This is a genomic window from Pleomorphomonas sp. NRK KF1 (assembly GCF_023721755.1).
GTDB lineage: Bacteria > Pseudomonadota > Alphaproteobacteria > Rhizobiales > Pleomorphomonadaceae > Pleomorphomonas.
Genome location: NZ_JAMDLH010000002.1, coordinates 391,723 through 407,743, shown reverse-complemented (window position 1 = coordinate 407,743; position 16,021 = coordinate 391,723). Strand labels below are relative to the sequence as shown.

10 protein-coding genes are annotated in these 16,021 nt (G+C 66.2%); 9 read left to right on the top strand and 1 reads right to left on the bottom strand.

All coding sequences use genetic code 11. The annotated features are described in order from the left end of the window. Positions 1 to 113: 113 nt before the first annotated feature. The 3 genes from M4J39_RS07225 to M4J39_RS07215 all read left to right on the top strand — a co-directional run bounded on the left by M4J39_RS07225 (position 114) and on the right by M4J39_RS07215 (position 4,517). Positions 114 to 1,970, top strand: a complete 1,857-nt coding sequence (locus tag M4J39_RS07225; RefSeq protein WP_251727148.1) for an ABC transporter ATP-binding protein — start codon at positions 114 to 116, stop codon at positions 1,968 to 1,970. Beyond that, the gene (locus M4J39_RS07220; protein WP_251727147.1) at positions 1,967 to 3,766 is read left to right on the top strand and encodes an ABC transporter ATP-binding protein; all 1,800 of its coding nucleotides are present in this window, start codon (positions 1,967 to 1,969) and stop codon (positions 3,764 to 3,766) included. Before M4J39_RS07225 ends, M4J39_RS07220 begins: the two co-directional genes overlap by 4 nt. Before the next feature lie 64 nt (positions 3,767 to 3,830). Further along, positions 3,831 to 4,517, top strand: a complete 687-nt coding sequence (locus M4J39_RS07215; protein ID WP_251727146.1) for a TetR/AcrR family transcriptional regulator — start codon at positions 3,831 to 3,833, stop codon at positions 4,515 to 4,517. Positions 4,518 to 4,793: 276 nt separating this feature from the next. Here the strand turns inward: M4J39_RS07215 and M4J39_RS07210 are convergent, their stop codons facing one another. Then, entirely contained in the window at positions 4,794 to 5,519 is a 726-nt protein-coding gene (locus M4J39_RS07210; RefSeq protein ID WP_251727145.1) for a cyclic nucleotide-binding domain-containing protein, read from the bottom strand. Positions 5,520 to 5,685: 166 nt separating this feature from the next. On the opposite strand from M4J39_RS07210, the gene M4J39_RS07205 reads away from it, so the two are divergent. Genes M4J39_RS07205 through M4J39_RS07180 form a run of 6 tightly spaced genes read left to right on the top strand, consistent with a single transcriptional unit; the run spans position 5,686 to position 16,021 of the window. Then, positions 5,686 to 8,424 (top strand): MFS transporter, encoded by a 2,739-nt coding sequence (locus tag M4J39_RS07205; RefSeq protein ID WP_305884121.1) that lies wholly within the window; start codon positions 5,686 to 5,688, stop codon positions 8,422 to 8,424. A gap of 20 nt (positions 8,425 to 8,444) precedes the next feature. Continuing rightward, positions 8,445 to 12,191, top strand: coding sequence for a nitrate reductase subunit alpha (locus tag M4J39_RS07200; protein WP_251727144.1), 3,747 nt, complete (start codon positions 8,445 to 8,447; stop codon positions 12,189 to 12,191). A 3-nt stretch (positions 12,192 to 12,194) separates the two neighbouring features. Further along, entirely contained in the window at positions 12,195 to 13,721 is a 1,527-nt protein-coding gene (gene narH / locus M4J39_RS07195; RefSeq protein WP_251727143.1) for a nitrate reductase subunit beta, read from the top strand. Further along, positions 13,721 to 14,398, top strand: coding sequence for a nitrate reductase molybdenum cofactor assembly chaperone (gene narJ / locus M4J39_RS07190; RefSeq protein ID WP_251727142.1), 678 nt, complete (start codon positions 13,721 to 13,723; stop codon positions 14,396 to 14,398). The genes narH and narJ overlap by 1 nt, the downstream gene beginning before the upstream one ends. Then, complete coding sequence (gene narI, locus M4J39_RS07185) at positions 14,391 to 15,128, top strand: respiratory nitrate reductase subunit gamma (RefSeq protein WP_251727141.1); 738 nt, start codon at positions 14,391 to 14,393, stop codon at positions 15,126 to 15,128. The genes narJ and narI overlap by 8 nt, the downstream gene beginning before the upstream one ends. 5 nt (positions 15,129 to 15,133) lie before the next feature. Continuing rightward, positions 15,134 to 16,021 (top strand): peptidylprolyl isomerase, encoded by an 888-nt coding sequence (locus M4J39_RS07180; protein ID WP_251727140.1) that lies wholly within the window; start codon positions 15,134 to 15,136, stop codon positions 16,019 to 16,021.

The window sequence follows — 16,021 nt, the reverse complement described above, 5'->3', positions numbered from 1 at the left end:
CGGGCCGACCGTATGAATACGCAATTAGCAACATAGTGTTGCTAATGATTGTCACACCGAATAGCGTCGCCCCGTGACCGCCTGTCTGGCGGTCGATGCTGGAGGATGTCGACATGGCGGACATATCCGTCGAGGGGACGGAGCTGGACGGCGCGGGCGAGGGCAAAAGGACAGAGACCGGCGGCCCCGACTATCTTGCCAGCCTGAAGCTGCTCGGCCGCTTCCTGCCGGGGTCGAGGCTCGCCATGGGCGGCGCGATTCTTCTCGCCACCGCCGCCGTCGCCTGCGAGCTGGCGCCGGTCGTCGTGGTCTACAAGGTGGTCACGGCGGCGCTGTCCGGCACGCTCGGCCCGGCCTATCTCGCGGGTGCGGCCGGTCTCGCCCTTCTCGCGGTGGTCGTCGGCTACGGGCTGATGGGGCTGGCGGTTGGCCTGTCGCATGTCGTCGCCTTCGACGTGCTCTGCCGCCTGCGCCTCGCCTTGGCCCGCCATCTGGCGCGGTTGCCGATCGGTTGGTTCGCCGACCGCAAGAGCGGCGACGCCAAGAAGCTGATCATCGACGAACCCGAGAGCATGGAGCTCATCTTCGCCCATGGCATCCCCGAAGGGGTCAGCGCGCTCGCCACATGGGTCGCGGTGTCGGTCTGGCTGTTCCTCGTCGACTGGCGCATGGCGCTGGCCACGGTGGCGGTGACGCCGGTGGCCTTCGTGCTGATCTCCACCGGCATGGCGCGCGGCGCCCGCCGGGCGGCCGACTACCAGCGCGCCGGTGCCCGCATGAACGCCTCGGTCGTCGAGTTCCTGGCCGGCATGGCCGTGGTCAAGATCTTCAACCGGACCGGCGAGAGCTTCGCCGAGACTGCCCGCGCCGTGCGGGCCTACGCGGAGGTGGAAACGGCCTGGGCCGAAGACTACCTGCCGCTCGGCGGCACCTTCTACGCGCTGGTGCTCACCAACGTGGTGGTTATCCTGCCTGTCGGCGCCTTCCTGATGGCCGCGGGCTCGCTCGACCTCGCGACGCTCGTCCTGTTCGTCATCCTGGGCGCCAACTACAGCCAGCCGCTGATGAAGCTGTTCAACCAGTTCCACACGCTGGCCCACATTTCCATGGGCTCGACGCGCATCGCCGAGGCGCTGGCCGCCGAGCCGCAGGCCGACAGCGGCCGCACGGTGGCGCTGGCCTCGCACGATGTCGTCTTCGACGAGGTGTCCTTCGGCTACGGCAAGGAAGAGGTGCTGCACCGAGTCAGCTTCACTGCACCGGCCGGTTCGGTCACCGCGCTGGTCGGCCCGTCCGGCGCCGGCAAGAGCACGGTGGCGAGCCTCGTTGCCCGCTTCTGGGATCCGCGCTCGGGTCGCGTCACGCTCGGCGGCGTCGATCTGCGGGAAATCGGCCTGTCGCAGCTAATGGACATGGTGGCCTTCGTCTTCCAGGACAGCTTCCTGTTTTCCGACACCATCGCCGCCAACATCCGCTTCGGCAATCCCAAGGCCAGCGACGCCGAGGTGGAGGCGGCGGCCCGCGCCGCCAGGGCGCACGACTTCATCATGGCCTTTCCCGACGGCTACGCCACCCGCCTCGGCGACCGGGGGCAACTGCTCTCCGGCGGCGAGCGCCAGCGCATCGCCATTGCCCGGGCCATCCTGAAGGACGCCCCGGTCATCGTGCTGGACGAGGCGACCGCCTTCGCCGACCCGGACAACGAGGCCGCCATCCAGGAGGCCATCGGCGAACTTACGGCGGGACGGACGCTGCTGGTCGTCGCCCATCGCCTCCACACCATCATGTCCGCCGACCAGATCCTGGTCGTCGACGGCGGACGCATCGCCGAAGCCGGCCGCCACGACGACCTCGTGGCGAAGGGCAGCCTCTATGCCCGGCTGTGGCGCGACTACACCGAAGCGCGCGACGTCGTTCTCAAACCGGCCGGCGTCTCCGGTCAGATCGCCAGCGAGGAGCGCCCGTCATGACCGCCATCGATCCTCTCGTTCCGGTCGGCGAGGCCGCCGATGCCGACGTTCATTCCGACCTTGCCAGCCTCCTGCGCGTCTGGCGGCTGGCCGGCCCGTTGCGCGGCAAGGTGGCGCGCGGCGTCGCCTTCCGCTTCCTGCAATCGATCTGTCTCGGCCTCGCCTTCGGCGGCGTCGTCTGGACGGTGACCGGCCTTGCCGAGGGTCGGACGATGGATGTCGGCTGGGCTTGGCAACTGACCGCCCTGATGGCGGCCTCGCTCTGCGGGCAACTGCTGTTCGGCTATCTCGCCGCGCGCGACAGCTGGCTTGCCAGCTTCGAGCTGGCCGGCGATCTCCGCCTCTCCATCCTCGACCACCTGCGCCGGCTGCCGATGGGTTTCCACCTGTCGCGCCATCGCGGCGACACGGTGACGGCGCTCACCTCCGACATGCAGATGCTGGAGACCTTCCTGTCCGACGCGCTCGGGCGCATCGCCCAGGCCTTCGCTCTGCCGATCGTCGCCGTCCTCTGGTTCCTCAGCCGCGACTGGGCGGTCGGGCTGGCCATGCTGGCGTCGATGGCGGCGGCGCTGCCGGTGTTCATGTGGTCGAGCCGCCGGCTCGCCCGCCTCGGCGTCGTTCGGCAGGATCTGCAAGCGGCGGCCGGCGCCCGCATGATCGAGTTCGTGCAGGGCATCGCCACCATCCGCGCCTTCAACCGCCTCGCCAAGGGCGAGGAGAGTTTCCGCGCCGCGCTGGAGGCGTTCCGCGATCTCTCCATCCGCATGGTGGCGCGCCTGTCCGTGCCGATGGCGCTGTTCGGCGCCACCGTCATGGCCGGCGTTCCCATCGTGCTGGTGGTCTCCGGCCTCCGGCATGGCGCGGGCGCCATCGACATGGCGACGCTGATCGCCGCGCTGGTGCTGGTGTTCGCCGTCTACTCGCCGCTGCTGGGGCTCAGCCAGGTGATGGAGCTGGTCCGCATGGCCGACGCCTCGCTGACGCGCATGGACCGCATCCTGACCGCCAGGCCGTTGCCGGTGGCGGCCCGGCCGGCGGAACCGCAGGGCTTCGCCCTCAGGTTCGACGCCGTCGACTTCTCCTATCGGGCGGACCGGCCGGTGCTGTCGTCCGTCGGCTTCGAGGTTCCCGAACGATCGATGACGGCGATCGTCGGCCCCTCCGGTTCGGGCAAGAGCACCATCCTCAACCTGGTCGCCCGCTTCTGGGACGTGTCGGGCGGGTCGATCTCCATCGGCGGCGCCGACATCCGGACCATATCGGAAGAGAGGCTGGCCTCGCTGATCACCGTGGTGTTCCAGGATGTCTACCTGTTTGCCGGCACCATCTTCGACAACATCGCTTTCGGCCGCTCCGGCGCATCGCGCGCCGAGGTCGAGGCCGCTGCCCGCGCCGCCCAGGCGCACGAGTTCATCGCCGCCCTGCCGGACGGCTACGAGACGCGCGTCGGCGAGGGTGGCGCGACGCTGTCCGGCGGCGAACGCCAGCGGATCTCCATTGCCCGGGCCATCCTGAAGGACGCGCCGATCGTGTTGCTCGACGAGGCGACGGCGGCGATCGACCCGACGAACGAACTGGCCATCCAGAAGGCGCTGGCCCGCCTCGTCGCCGAGAAGACGTTGGTGGTCGTCGCCCACAAGCTTTCGACCATCCGCGCCGCCGACCAGATCCTGGTGCTCGACGGCGGTCGCATCGTCGAGCGAGGCAGCCATGATCAACTGCTCGAAGGCGAGGGGCTCTACCACCGGCTCTGGCAGACGCGCAGCCGTGCGGCGGGCTGGCGCATCAAGTGATCGCTTGACGAAGCGCGCCCGGTGGCCGAACGGTGCTGTCGTTCATCATCCGCTCGGGGAGCCCATGTCGGACAACAGCCCCTCCGGCCGGCGCGGCGCCGGACGCCCGCCCCGCGTCAGCCGGGCGACCATCGCCGAGGCCGCGCTGCGCATCGGCCTCGACAAGGCGACGCTGGTGCTGATCGGCCGGGAGCTCGGTGTCGATCACTCCTCGCTCTATCGACACGTCCGCAGCCGCGACGATCTGATGACGGCGGCCGTCGACGAGGCGCTCGCCGGCATTTCCTGGCGTTGCAACGAGGGGGAGGACTGGCGAGCCTACCTTACCCGCGTCGCCGAGGCGGTCTGGGATGTCTACGAGGCCAATCCGGGCGTAGCCGAGACGATCCGCACGCTGGATGCCATGCCACCGTCGGTCATCCGCGCCTTCGTAGCCATCTGCGGCGAGCTGCGCACGGCCGGCTTTTCCGCTTCCGACGCCGTGCTGGCGGTTGACAGCGTCATGGATATGACCGTCGATTCCGCCGTCGGCTGGCGCCGCCTGACGGCACCGACGCCTGATGGCCCCGTGGTGGCCGACAGGATGCGGCATGCGCTGGAATCGGAGTTCGCCGCCCACGCCGATTGGGCCGAGTTCGGCAGCCTGATGGCCGGTGCCCTGACCGGCTCGCCGAGGACCTGGTGGCACCGCAAGCTCGACCTGATCCTCGACGGCGCGGCTGTGTCGCTGGCCCGCTGCGGGCAAGGATGAGCGTTGCCGAAATTGTCTCGCAGCTCTCCTTGGTGAAATGCAGGTTCGATGTTCTGCTCGTCATCCAAACAAAGAGAAAGACAATCCAGATCCCTCACCGCAAGCAACAGATCGGTGTGTCGCAAGTTGCGAGCAGCGCACACCCGAACAACCAAAAACGAACTATGAGTCCCCGCAATCATCGCCGCTTTGAATCTACGATAGTCGGTGCCGCTGGCGTTTGTTCATGGCCGCAAACCCCAGTTTCTATCAAAGTCCTTCCTATGCGAGGGCCGCTTACTCCCTCTGTCCAAATCCGAGTTCGCGATCATCGATCAGCGGGTCGGGGACACACTCTTTCGCTAATCGCTCCGCATCGTCGATCCAGATAGTCTGGCCGTCGATGCGGACACCATGCATCTCGAGGCTCGCAAGACCGCGCGAGAAGGACTCGCGGGTGATGCCGAGCTCCGAGGCGATGAGGTTCTTCTCATAGGGGAGGATGGCCTTTTCCGGCGTTCCCTGCCGTTTCGACAATGTCAGCAGGTAGCAGCCGATACGCTGGACGGCCGAGCGCAGCTTGAGGTTCTTGATCTGCCTTACCATGCGGCGAAACTGGGTGGACAAGCTGCCGATCACCGAGTTTGCCAGTGCCAAATCGGACGCGACCAGATCGCGGAAGGTGCGCGCCTGAATGAGCAGGAAGGTCGAAGGCTCTGGCACCCGGGCGCGCATCAAGTAGGGCGCACCGGTGACCACGGCGGCCGGAATGATCAGATCGGGTGGTGAGACGACCTCGACCAGCACCTCGCGCCCGCTGGTCGAGCGTCCGAAAAGCTGCGCCGAACCCGACATCACCACGATCTGAAAATTCGGCATGTCGCCCTGCTCGAACAGCATGGTGCCGGCCGGTACCGTATGGAGCATGGTGTTTTCCATGATCTGGCTGCGATGGCTGTCGGTCAGGCCCCGCAGGATGGGCAGTTCCTCGGGTGTCATGACGGCAGGCGACGAACTATCCATTCCGGTCCTCTAGTCCTAAAGGTTGACGGCCATCGCGACTGTATGTGATGTATATCACGTCCATGGTTGTTCTACATCAATGTTCAGGGCGACCATTTCGGCCAGGGTGACGACGGGCAGGACAACCCGCCCGTTACCTTATTAGCGCCTAGGTCGTCGGAGGACTATGATGAAGGTCGCAGGGCAGGAAGGTGCTGCGCGCGCGCTTGGCATGAGCACCGTCGCGTTCACGGTGTGCTTCGCCGTTTGGACAATCTTCGCCATCATCGGCATACGGCTCCGAGAGGAGTTGCAGCTGTCCGAGGCCCAGTTCGGGCTTCTGGTGGGCACCCCGATCCTCACGGGATCGCTGATCCGCATCGTGCTGGGCATTTGGACCGACCTCTACGGCGGTCGTCTGGTGTTCACGCTCAACATGCTGGCGGCCGCGGCGGCCACCTACCTGCTCACCTACGCGACAACCTATCCGACGCTTCTCCTCGCCGCCCTTGGCGTCGGCATCGCCGGTGGTTCCTTTTCGGTCGGCGTGGCCTACGTTTCCCGCTTCTTCCCGCCCGAGCGGCAGGGCATCGCCCTTGGCATATTCGGAGCTGGCAACGTCGGCGCCGCAGTCACCAAGCTCCTGGCACCTCTCGTGCTCGTCGCCTTCGGCTGGCAGGCCGTGGCCGAGGTATGGGCGGCGGCACTGGCCGTGATGGCCGTTCTGTTCTGGGTAACGACCAAGGACGACCCCGTTATTCGGCAGCGTCGGCTGACCGGCGAGCGGCCGAAGAGCGCGTTTCTTGAGCTTGCGCCGCTGCGTAACGTGCAGGTCTGGCGTTTCTCGCTCTACTACTTCTTCGTCTTCGGCGCCTTCGTCGCCCTGTCACTATGGCTGCCGCAATATCTGGTGCGCGTCTACGGCCTCGATATCGAGACGGCCGGCGTGATCGCCGCCTGCTTCTCGATACCAGCCAGCCTGTTCCGAGCCTACGGCGGCCATCTGTCCGACACCTATGGTGCCCGCCGCGTCCTCTATTGGACCTTTCTGGTTTCGATCGTCGCCACCTTCATCCTGTCCTATCCAGCCGCCGATTATGTGGTCCAAGGCGCCCATGGCGACATCCGGTTTCACCTGGGCATGGGCCTCGTCGGCTTCACGGTGACCGTGTTCGTCCTGGGCTTCTTCATGGCCCTCGGCAAGGCGGCGGTCTACAAGCACATCCCCGTCTACTATCCCGATCACGTCGGTGCGGTCGGCGGCCTCGTCGGCATGATCGGCGGCCTCGGAGGCTTCGTATTGCCGATCCTGTTCGGCGTTCTGCTCGATCTCACCGGCCTCTGGACATCCTGCTTCATGGCGCTGTTCGTCATCGTCGCGGTGTCGCTCACCTGGATGCACTTCGCGATCCGCCAGATGGAGCGAGCCGCCGCCGGTCCGGCGCTCGCCGCGCTGCCGCCATTCCCCGAAATGCTGGACATGCCCAAGCCCGTCGCGGCTGTAGCGCCCGGCAAGGCCGTGCTCACCGATTGGCGACCGGAGGACAAGACCTTCTGGAGCGCGACCGGTCGCCGCATCGCCCAGCGAAATCTCTGGCTGTCGATTCCGTCGCTGTTGCTCAGCTTCGCCATCTGGCAGGTTTGGTCGGTGGTGGTCAGCAAGCTGCCGCTCGTCGGCTTCAACCTCACCACCGACCAACTGTTCTGGCTGGCGGCGCTGCCCGGCCTGTCAGGCGCGACCCTGCGCATCTTCTATTCGTTCATGGTGCCGATCTTCGGCGGTCGTCTCTGGACGACGCTGACCACCTGGTCGCTGGTCATCCCGGCGGTGGGTATCGGCTATGCGGTACAGAATCCGGACACGCCCTATGCGGTGATGCTGCTCCTCGCGCTGTGCTGCGGCTTCGGCGGCGGCAACTTCGCGTCATCCATGGCCAATATCTCCTTCTTCTTCCCGAAGGCGGAGAAGGGCAACGCGCTGGCGCTCAACGCCGGCCTCGGCAACCTAGGCGTTTCCGTCGTCCAGTTCGTCGTTCCGCTGGTCATCACCATGGGGGTGTTCGGCAAGCTTGGCGGCGAGCCGATCATGGTGACTGCCCCGTCCGGCCAGGCCCCGCTCTGGTTGCAGAACGCCGGCTTCTTCTTCGTGCCCTTCATTGTCCTCTCGGCCTTCGCGTCCTGGTTCGGGATGAACGACATCGCCTCGGCCAAGGCATCCTTCTCCGAACAGGCGGTGATCTTCGAGCGCCGGCACAACTGGATCATGTGCTGGCTCTACACCGGCACCTTCGGCTCGTTCATCGGCTATTCCGCCGGCTTTCCGCTGCTCTCCAAGATGCTGTTCCCCGACGTCAACGCGCTGGCCTACGCCTTCCTCGGCCCGCTCGTCGGCGCGCTCGCTCGTTCTGGAACCGGCTGGCTGGCCGACCGGCAGGGGGGCGCCCGCGTCACGGTCTGGGTGTTCGCGCTGATGATGGCAGGAACGGCCGGCGTCCTCTGGTTCATTGGCATCAAGGATCAGCCGGGGGCGTTCTGGGGCTTCTTCGTCTCGTTCCTGGTATTGTTCTTTGCGACCGGCGTCGGCAACGCCTCGACCTTCCAGATGATTCCGGCCATCTCGGCGCGTGAGATGGCGAGGCTGATGCCGGATGCCGACCCCGAAACACGCCGCCGTCAGGCCGAGAAGGAGGCCGCGGCCATCACCGGCTTCACCTCGGCCATTGCCGCCTTCGGCGCCTTCTTCATTCCCAAGGGCTTCGGCACGTCAATCACGCTGACCGGCGGCGCCGAGGCTGCCTTGTGGTCGTTCATGGCCTTCTACGTCACCTGCCTCGTGATCACCTGGGCCGTCTACGCGCGCCGGGGCGGTCTTCTCTACGATGTCGAGCAACAGCGGCGGTCCACGTTCGCCTCTGCCACCCGCTAAATCCAAGAAAGGCGAGAACAATGTCGCATTTTCTCGATCGCCTGACCTTTTTCCGCAAGACCGTCGAACCTTTCTCGGAGAGCCACGGCATCGTCACCGACGAGGATCGGTCCTGGGAGGACGGCTATCGCAAGCGCTGGCAGCACGACAAGATCGTCCGCTCGACGCATGGCGTGAACTGCACCGGCTCGTGCTCCTGGAAGATCTACGTCAAGGGCGGCATCGTCACCTGGGAAACCCAGCAGACCGACTATCCGCGCACCCGGGCCGATCTGCCGAACCATGAGCCGCGCGGCTGCGCCCGTGGCGCGTCCTACAGTTGGTATCTCTATTCCGGCGCCCGGGTGAAGCACCCCATGGTGCGCGGCCGTCTGTTGAGGCTGTGGCGCGAGGCGCGCAAGATCATGCCGCCCGTTGCCGCCTGGGCATCGATCGTCGGCGATGCCGAAAAGCGCCGCTCCTACACCTCGATCCGCGGCCACGGCGGACTGGTGCGGGCGACGTGGGACGAGGTCAACGAGATCATCGCCGCCGCCAACGCCCACACCATCAAGGCGTATGGTCCCGACCGCGTCGTCGGCTTCTCGCCCATTCCGGCCATGTCGATGATCTCCTACGCGGCCGGCGCCCGCTATCTGTCGCTCATCGGCGGCGTCTGCCTGTCGTTCTACGACTGGTACTGCGACCTGCCGCCCGCCTCACCCCAGACCTGGGGCGAGCAGACCGACGTGCCGGAAAGCGCAGACTGGTACAACGCCGGCTTCCTGATCCTGTGGGGGTCCAACGTGCCGCAGACGCGCACGCCCGACGCCCATTTCTACACCGAGGTCCGCTACAAGGGCACCAAGAGCGCCGTCGTCAGCCCCGACTATGCCGAGGCGACCAAGTTCGCCGACATCTGGCTCGCCCCCAAGCAGGGCACCGACGCCGCGCTGGCGCTGGCCATGGGGCACGTCATCCTCCGAGAGTTCCATCTCGACCGCCGCGTCGCCTATTTCGACGACTATGCGCGCCGCTACACCGACATGCCCTTTCTCGTCCGGATGGAGGAAAAGGATGGACGCCTGATCCCCGAGCGCCTGCTACGCGCCTCCGAGCTGCCGGGCGGTCTTGGCGAGGCCAACAATCCCGACTGGAAGACGGTGGCGATCGACGAGACCTCCGGCGATCTGGTGGCGCCGCTCGGTTCGATCGGCTACCGCTGGGGCGAGAGCGGCCGTTGGAACCTCGAGGACAAGGACGGCGACGGCCGGAACGTGCGGCTGAGGCTGACGCTGGCCGATACCGATCATGAGATCGCCGCCGTCGACTTCCCCTATTTCGGCGGCCGGGCCAGCGAGCACTTCGTCTCCACCGCCCACGGCGACATCCTGACGCGGAACGTTCCGGTGCGCGAGATCGCCACCGCCGACGGATCGAAGGTGAAGGTCGCCACCGTCTACGACCTGATGATGGCCAACTACGGCCTCGATCGCGGCTTCGGCGGCGATTTCGTCGCCCATACCTATGATCGGGACGTGCCGTTCACCCCGGCCTGGGCCGAGAAGATCACCGGCGTCAAGCGCGACGCCATCGTCACCGTCGCCCGCGAATTCGCCGAGAACGCCGAGAAGACCAACGGCCGCTCGATGATCATCATCGGGGCGGGCATGAACCACTGGTATCACATGGACATGAACTACCGGGGGGTGATCAACCTTCTGGTGTTCTGCGGCGCCATCGGTCAGTCGGGCGGCGGCTGGTCGCATTACGTCGGCCAGGAAAAGCTGCGGCCGCAGACCGGCTGGGCGCCGCTCGCCTTCGGCCTCGACTGGGCGCGGCCGCCGCGCCAGCAGAACTCCACGTCCTTCTTCTATGCCCACACCGATCAGTGGCGCTACGAGAGCCTGACGGCGGCCGAGATCCTGTCGCCGACGGCGCCCAAGGGTGAGTGGGAGAACAGCTTCATCGACTACAACGTCCGGGCCGAGCGCATGGGCTGGCTGCCGTCGGCGCCGCAGCTCAAGCAGAACCCGCTCGGCATAGCCGCCGCCGCGAGAACTTCCGGCCTGGAGGTGAAGGACTACGTCGCCAAGGCCGTGAAATCGGGCGAGCTCAATCTGTCCTGCGAGGACCCCGACGACCCGGCCAACTGGCCGCGCAACATGTTCGTCTGGCGGTCGAACCTGCTGGGTTCGTCCGGCAAGGGGCACGAGTATTTCCTGAAGCATCTGCTCGGCACCAAGCATGGCGTGATGGGCAAGGACCTCGGCACCGAAGGCGCGGTGCTCAACAAGGAGGTCGCCTGGCATGACGAGGCGCCGGAGGGAAAACTCGATCTCCTGGTGACGCTCGATTTCCGCATGTCGACCACCTGCGTCTACTCGGACATCGTGCTGCCGACGGCCACCTGGTACGAGAAGAACGACCTCAACACCTCCGACATGCATCCCTTCATCCATCCGCTGTCCGCCGCCGTGGATCCCGCCTGGGAATCGCGCTCGGACTGGGAGATCTACAAGGGGCTCGCCAAGGCCTTCTCCACCGTTGCGCCCGAGGTGCTGGGCGTCGAGGAGGACGTGGTCCTAACGCCCATCCAGCACGACAGTCCCGGCGAGATCGCTCAGGCCTTCGACGTTGCCGACTGGAAGCGCGGCGAGATCGAACCGATCCCCGGACGGACCATGCCCTCGGTCAGCGTCGTCAAGCGCGACTATCCGCACATCTTCGAGCGCTTCACCGCCCTCGGCCCGCTGATGACCGACGTCGGCAACGGCGGCAAGGGCATCGCCTGGAAGACCCAGCACGAGGTCGAGGCGCTCGGCGCGCTCAACGGCGTGCATCGTGACGGCGTCGCCAAGGGGCTCCCGAAGATCGACACCGACATCGATGCCACCGAGGTGGTGCTGATGCTCGCCCCCGAGACCAACGGCGAGGTGGCGGTCAAGGCCTGGGAAGCGCTCGGCAAGGCCACCGGCCGCGAACACGCCCATCTCGCCCTGCCCAAGGAAGACGAAAAGATCCGCTTCCGCGACATCCAGGCGCAGCCGCGCAAGATCATCTCCTCGCCCACCTGGTCGGGCATCGAGAGCGAGAAGGTCTGCTACAACGCCGGCTACACCAACGTCCACGAGTTGATCCCCTGGCGGACGCTGACCGGCCGGCAGCAGCTCTATCAGGATCACAAGTGGATGCGGGCCTTCGGCGAGGCCTTCGTCACCTGGAAGCCGCCGGTCGACCTCAAGGCCATCGCCCGCCTCGGTGCCCACAAGGGCAACGGCGAGAAGGAGATCGCCCTCAATTTCATCACGCCGCACCAAAAGTGGGGCATCCACTCCACCTACACCGACAACCTCCTGATGCTGACGCTCAATCGCGGCGGCCCGGTGGTCTGGATATCGGAAACCGACGCCCGCTCGGCCGGCATCGTCGACAACGACTGGGTGGAAGTGTTCAACGCCAACGGCGCGCTGACGGCCCGCGCCGTCGTCTCCCAGCGCGTCAATCCGGGCATGATGATGATGTATCACGCCCAGGAAAAGATCATCAACACACCGGGTTCGGAGCTCACCGGCAACCGGGGCGGCATCCATAACTCGGTGACCCGCGCCGTGCTGAAGCCGACGCACATGATCGGCGGCTACGCCCAGCAGTCCTACGGCTTCAACTACTACGGCACCGTCGGTTCCAACCGCGACGAGTTCGTCATCATCCGCAAGATGTCCAAGGTCGACTGGCTGGAAGAGCCGCTCGCCGCTTCGGACGCTCCGGCCCCTCAGGAGGTTTGAGACATGAAGATCCGCGCCCAGATCGCCATGGTGCTGAACCTCGACAAGTGCATCGGCTGTCACACCTGTTCGGTCACTTGCAAGAACGTCTGGACCAGCCGCGAAGGCGTCGAATACGCCTGGTTCAACAACGTCGAGACCAAGCCTGGCATCGGCTACCCGCGCGAGTGGGAGAACCAGAAACGCTGGAACGGCGGCTGGCGCCGCAAGAAGAACGGCAAGATCGAGCCGAGGATCGGCGCCAAGTGGCGGGTTCTGGCCAACATCTTCGCCAATCCCGACCTGCCGGAGATCGACGACTACTACGAGCCGTTCACCTTCGACTACGAGCATCTTCACAACGCCAGGGAATCCAAGGCCTTCCCGACCGCCCGTCCGCGCTCGGCCATCACCGGCGAGCGGATGGAGAAGATCGAGTGGGGCCCCAACTGGGAGGAAATCCTTGGCGGCGAGTTCGCCCGGCGGTCCAAGGACATCAACTTCGAGGGCGTCCAGAAGGACATCTACGGTGAATTCGAAAACACCTTCATGATGTATCTGCCGCGCCTGTGCGAGCACTGCCTCAACCCGACCTGCGCCGCCTCCTGTCCCTCGGGCGCCATCTACAAGCGCGAGGAAGACGGCATCGTCCTGATCGATCAGGACAAGTGCCGTGGCTGGCGCATGTGCGTCTCCGGCTGCCCCTACAAGAAGATCTACTACAACTGGTCCTCGGGCAAATCCGAGAAATGCATCTTCTGCTATCCGCGCATCGAGTCCGGCCAGCCGACCGTCTGCTCGGAAACCTGCGTCGGCCGCATCCGCTATCTCGGCGTGCTGCTTTACGACGCCGATCGCATCGAGGCCGCTGCTTCGACCGAGAACGAGCAGGACCTCTACGAGGAGCAACTGAAGCTGTTCCTCGACCCCAAGGATCCCTCGGTGATCGCCCAGGCCCGCGCCGACGGCGTGCCGGAAGCGTGGATCGAGGCGGCCCGCAAGTCGCCGATCTGGAAGATGGCGATGGAGTGGAGGGTCGCCTTCCCGCTGCATCCCGAATACCGCACGCTGCCGATGGTCTGGTACGTGCCGCCGCTGTCGCCCATCCAGTCGGCCGCCGCCGCCGGCCGCATCGGCGAGACCAACGGCATGCCGGACGTCCGCAGCCTGCGCATTCCCGTCCGCTACCTCGCCAACCTCCTGACCGCCGGCAAGGAAGAGCCGGTGACGCTTGCCCTCGAGCGCATGCTGGCCATGCGGGCCTACATGCGCGGCAAGACGGTCGACGGTGTCATTGACGAAACGCTCGCCGCCAGCGTCGGCCTGTCCGGCGCGACCATCGAGGACATGTACCAGGTGATGGCAATCGCCAACTACGAGGATCGCTTCGTCATCCCGACCAACCATCGCGAAACCAACGACGACGCGCTCAGCCTGCGCGGCTCCTGTGGCTTCTCCTTCGGCAACGGCTGCTCGGGTGGCGACAGCGACACCAACCTGTTCTCCACCGCCAAGTTGAAGAAGGCCAAGAACCCGATGGAGGTGCTGTGATGTCCAACACGCTGAGGGCACTTTCGGCGCTTCTCGCCTATCCGACGGAAGACCTGCGCGCGGCTATTGCCGACATCGGCACCGTGCTAGTCGACGAGGGGCAGGTGTCGGCGCGCGAGCGTGCCGATCTTTGGCCGCTGCTCGACGAACTACGCAACGGCGACCTCTATGGCCTGCAGGAACGCTACGTCGAGCTGTTCGACCGCTCCCGCTCCCTGACGCTCAACCTGTTCGAGCACGTGCACGGCGAAAGCCGCGACCGTGGTCAGGCCATGGTGGATCTCGCCGCGCTCTACGAGCGGGGCGGGCTGACCATGACGGCGAACGAACTGCCGGACTACCTGCCGCTCCTTCTCGAATACGCCTCGACGCGGCCCTTCGCCGAAGCACGCCAGCTGCTGACCGACATCGCGCCGATCGTCGCCGCCCTGCGCGAGCGTCTTGTCGCCCGCGGCTCGACCTATGCCGGCGTGTTCGGCGCCTTGCTCGCACTGTCGGGCAGCGCCAACGCCGAACCGGTGGAACTTGCCGCCCCCATGGATATCGACGCCGACTGGGCCGAGGACCCGGTGGTCTTCGGGCCGGACGCCGCGCCCGGCTGCTCGTCCGACCGCACCATGAGCCGCATCCGCGCCGCCCGCCGCGATCCTCGCACCGAGGAGACCAACCATGTCTGACTACATCAACAGCGCCCTCTTCGGCTGGTACCCCTATGTCTGCCTCACCGTGTTCGCGCTCGGCAGCCTGATCCGCTTCGATCGCGAGCAGTACACCTGGAAGACCGGCTCGTCGCAGCTTCTGCGCCGGCGCCAGCTGTTCTGGGGCTCCAACCTGTTCCATGTCGGCATCCTGATCATCTTCGGCGGCCATTTCGTCGGGCTTCTGACGCCGGTGGGGGTGTTCGACGCGCTCGGCATCAGCCACACATTTAAACAGCTCCTGGCCATGACGGTCGGCGGCATCGCCGGGGTCGCCTGCTTTGTCGGCATCGCGCTGCTTGCGCACCGCCGGCTGTTCGACCCGCGCATCCGTAAGACCTCCAGCTTTTCCGACATCGCCATCCTGCTGCTGCTCTGGGCGCAGTTGACGCTCGGCCTGTCGTCGATCTTCGTGTCGGCGCACAATCTCGACGGCCACGAGATGGTGAAGCTGATGGCCTGGGCCCAGGGCATCGTCACCGCCCAGCCCTCGGCGGCGGCCTATCTCGCCGACGTCCACTGGATCTTCAAGACCCACATCCTGCTCGGCCTGACGATCTTCCTGGTGTTCCCGTTCACCCGTCTGGTGCACGTCTGGAGCGCGCCCATCTGGTACCTCGGCAGAACCGGCTATCAGGTGGTGCGCACGCGCCGCAACCTCAGGGTCGGCGTGGCGAAAAGCTCCGTCCCACGCTCGGCAGGGGAGTGACGGACATGGCCGCCATCGACATCGATCATCGCAAGCATCCACCCCGGTCCGCGACCGCCGACACGGCCGACCGTAAGGACCGCCCCGGCCAGCGTCCGTCCTTTCCGCGCATCACCGTCAACGGGGTGGTGATCGACCGCAAGGCCATCGCGGCGGAGATGCAGAACCACCCCGGAGACGATGCCGAGAGGGCGCTTCGCGAGGCGGCGACTGCGCTGATCGTGCGCGAGGTACTGCTGGCCGAGGCGCGCCGCCTCGGCATCGTCGCCGCGCTGGAAACCGACGCCGAGGGCCGCCGCGAGACCGAAGAGGACGCCCTCATCAGAGAGCTGATGGCCAGTGAGGCGCCCGTTCCTACCGCCGACGAAGAAACGCTGCGCCGCTATTACGACAACAACCACCGGCGCTTCGTGACGCCGCCGCTCTATGCCGCCAGCCACATCCTGTTCGCCGCCCGACGGGACGAGGGCGACGCCTTCGCCGCGGCGCGCGACAAGGCCGCCGCCTTGCGCGAACAGCTCGTCCTGCAGCCGCAGCGCTTTGCCGAGTTCGCCCAATCCCTCTCCGACTGCCCGTCGGCCAAGGTGGGCGGCGCGCTCGGTCAGATCGCCCCCGGCGAAACCACGCCGGAGTTCGAGACCGCGCTGGATACGCTGTCGCCGGAAGAGCTCTCGGCTCCGGTCGAGACCCGCTATGGGGTGCACCTGATCCGCCTCGATCGCAAGATCGACGGGGAACAGCTGCCCTTCGAGGCGGTGAAAGAGCGCATCGCCGATTACCTCGCCGAGCGGGTCGAGCGGCGGGCCAGCGCCCAATACATCTCCCAACTGATCGGCCGGGCGCACATCGACGGCTTCGATCTGACCGGTTCCACCCAGCCACTCGTCCAGTGA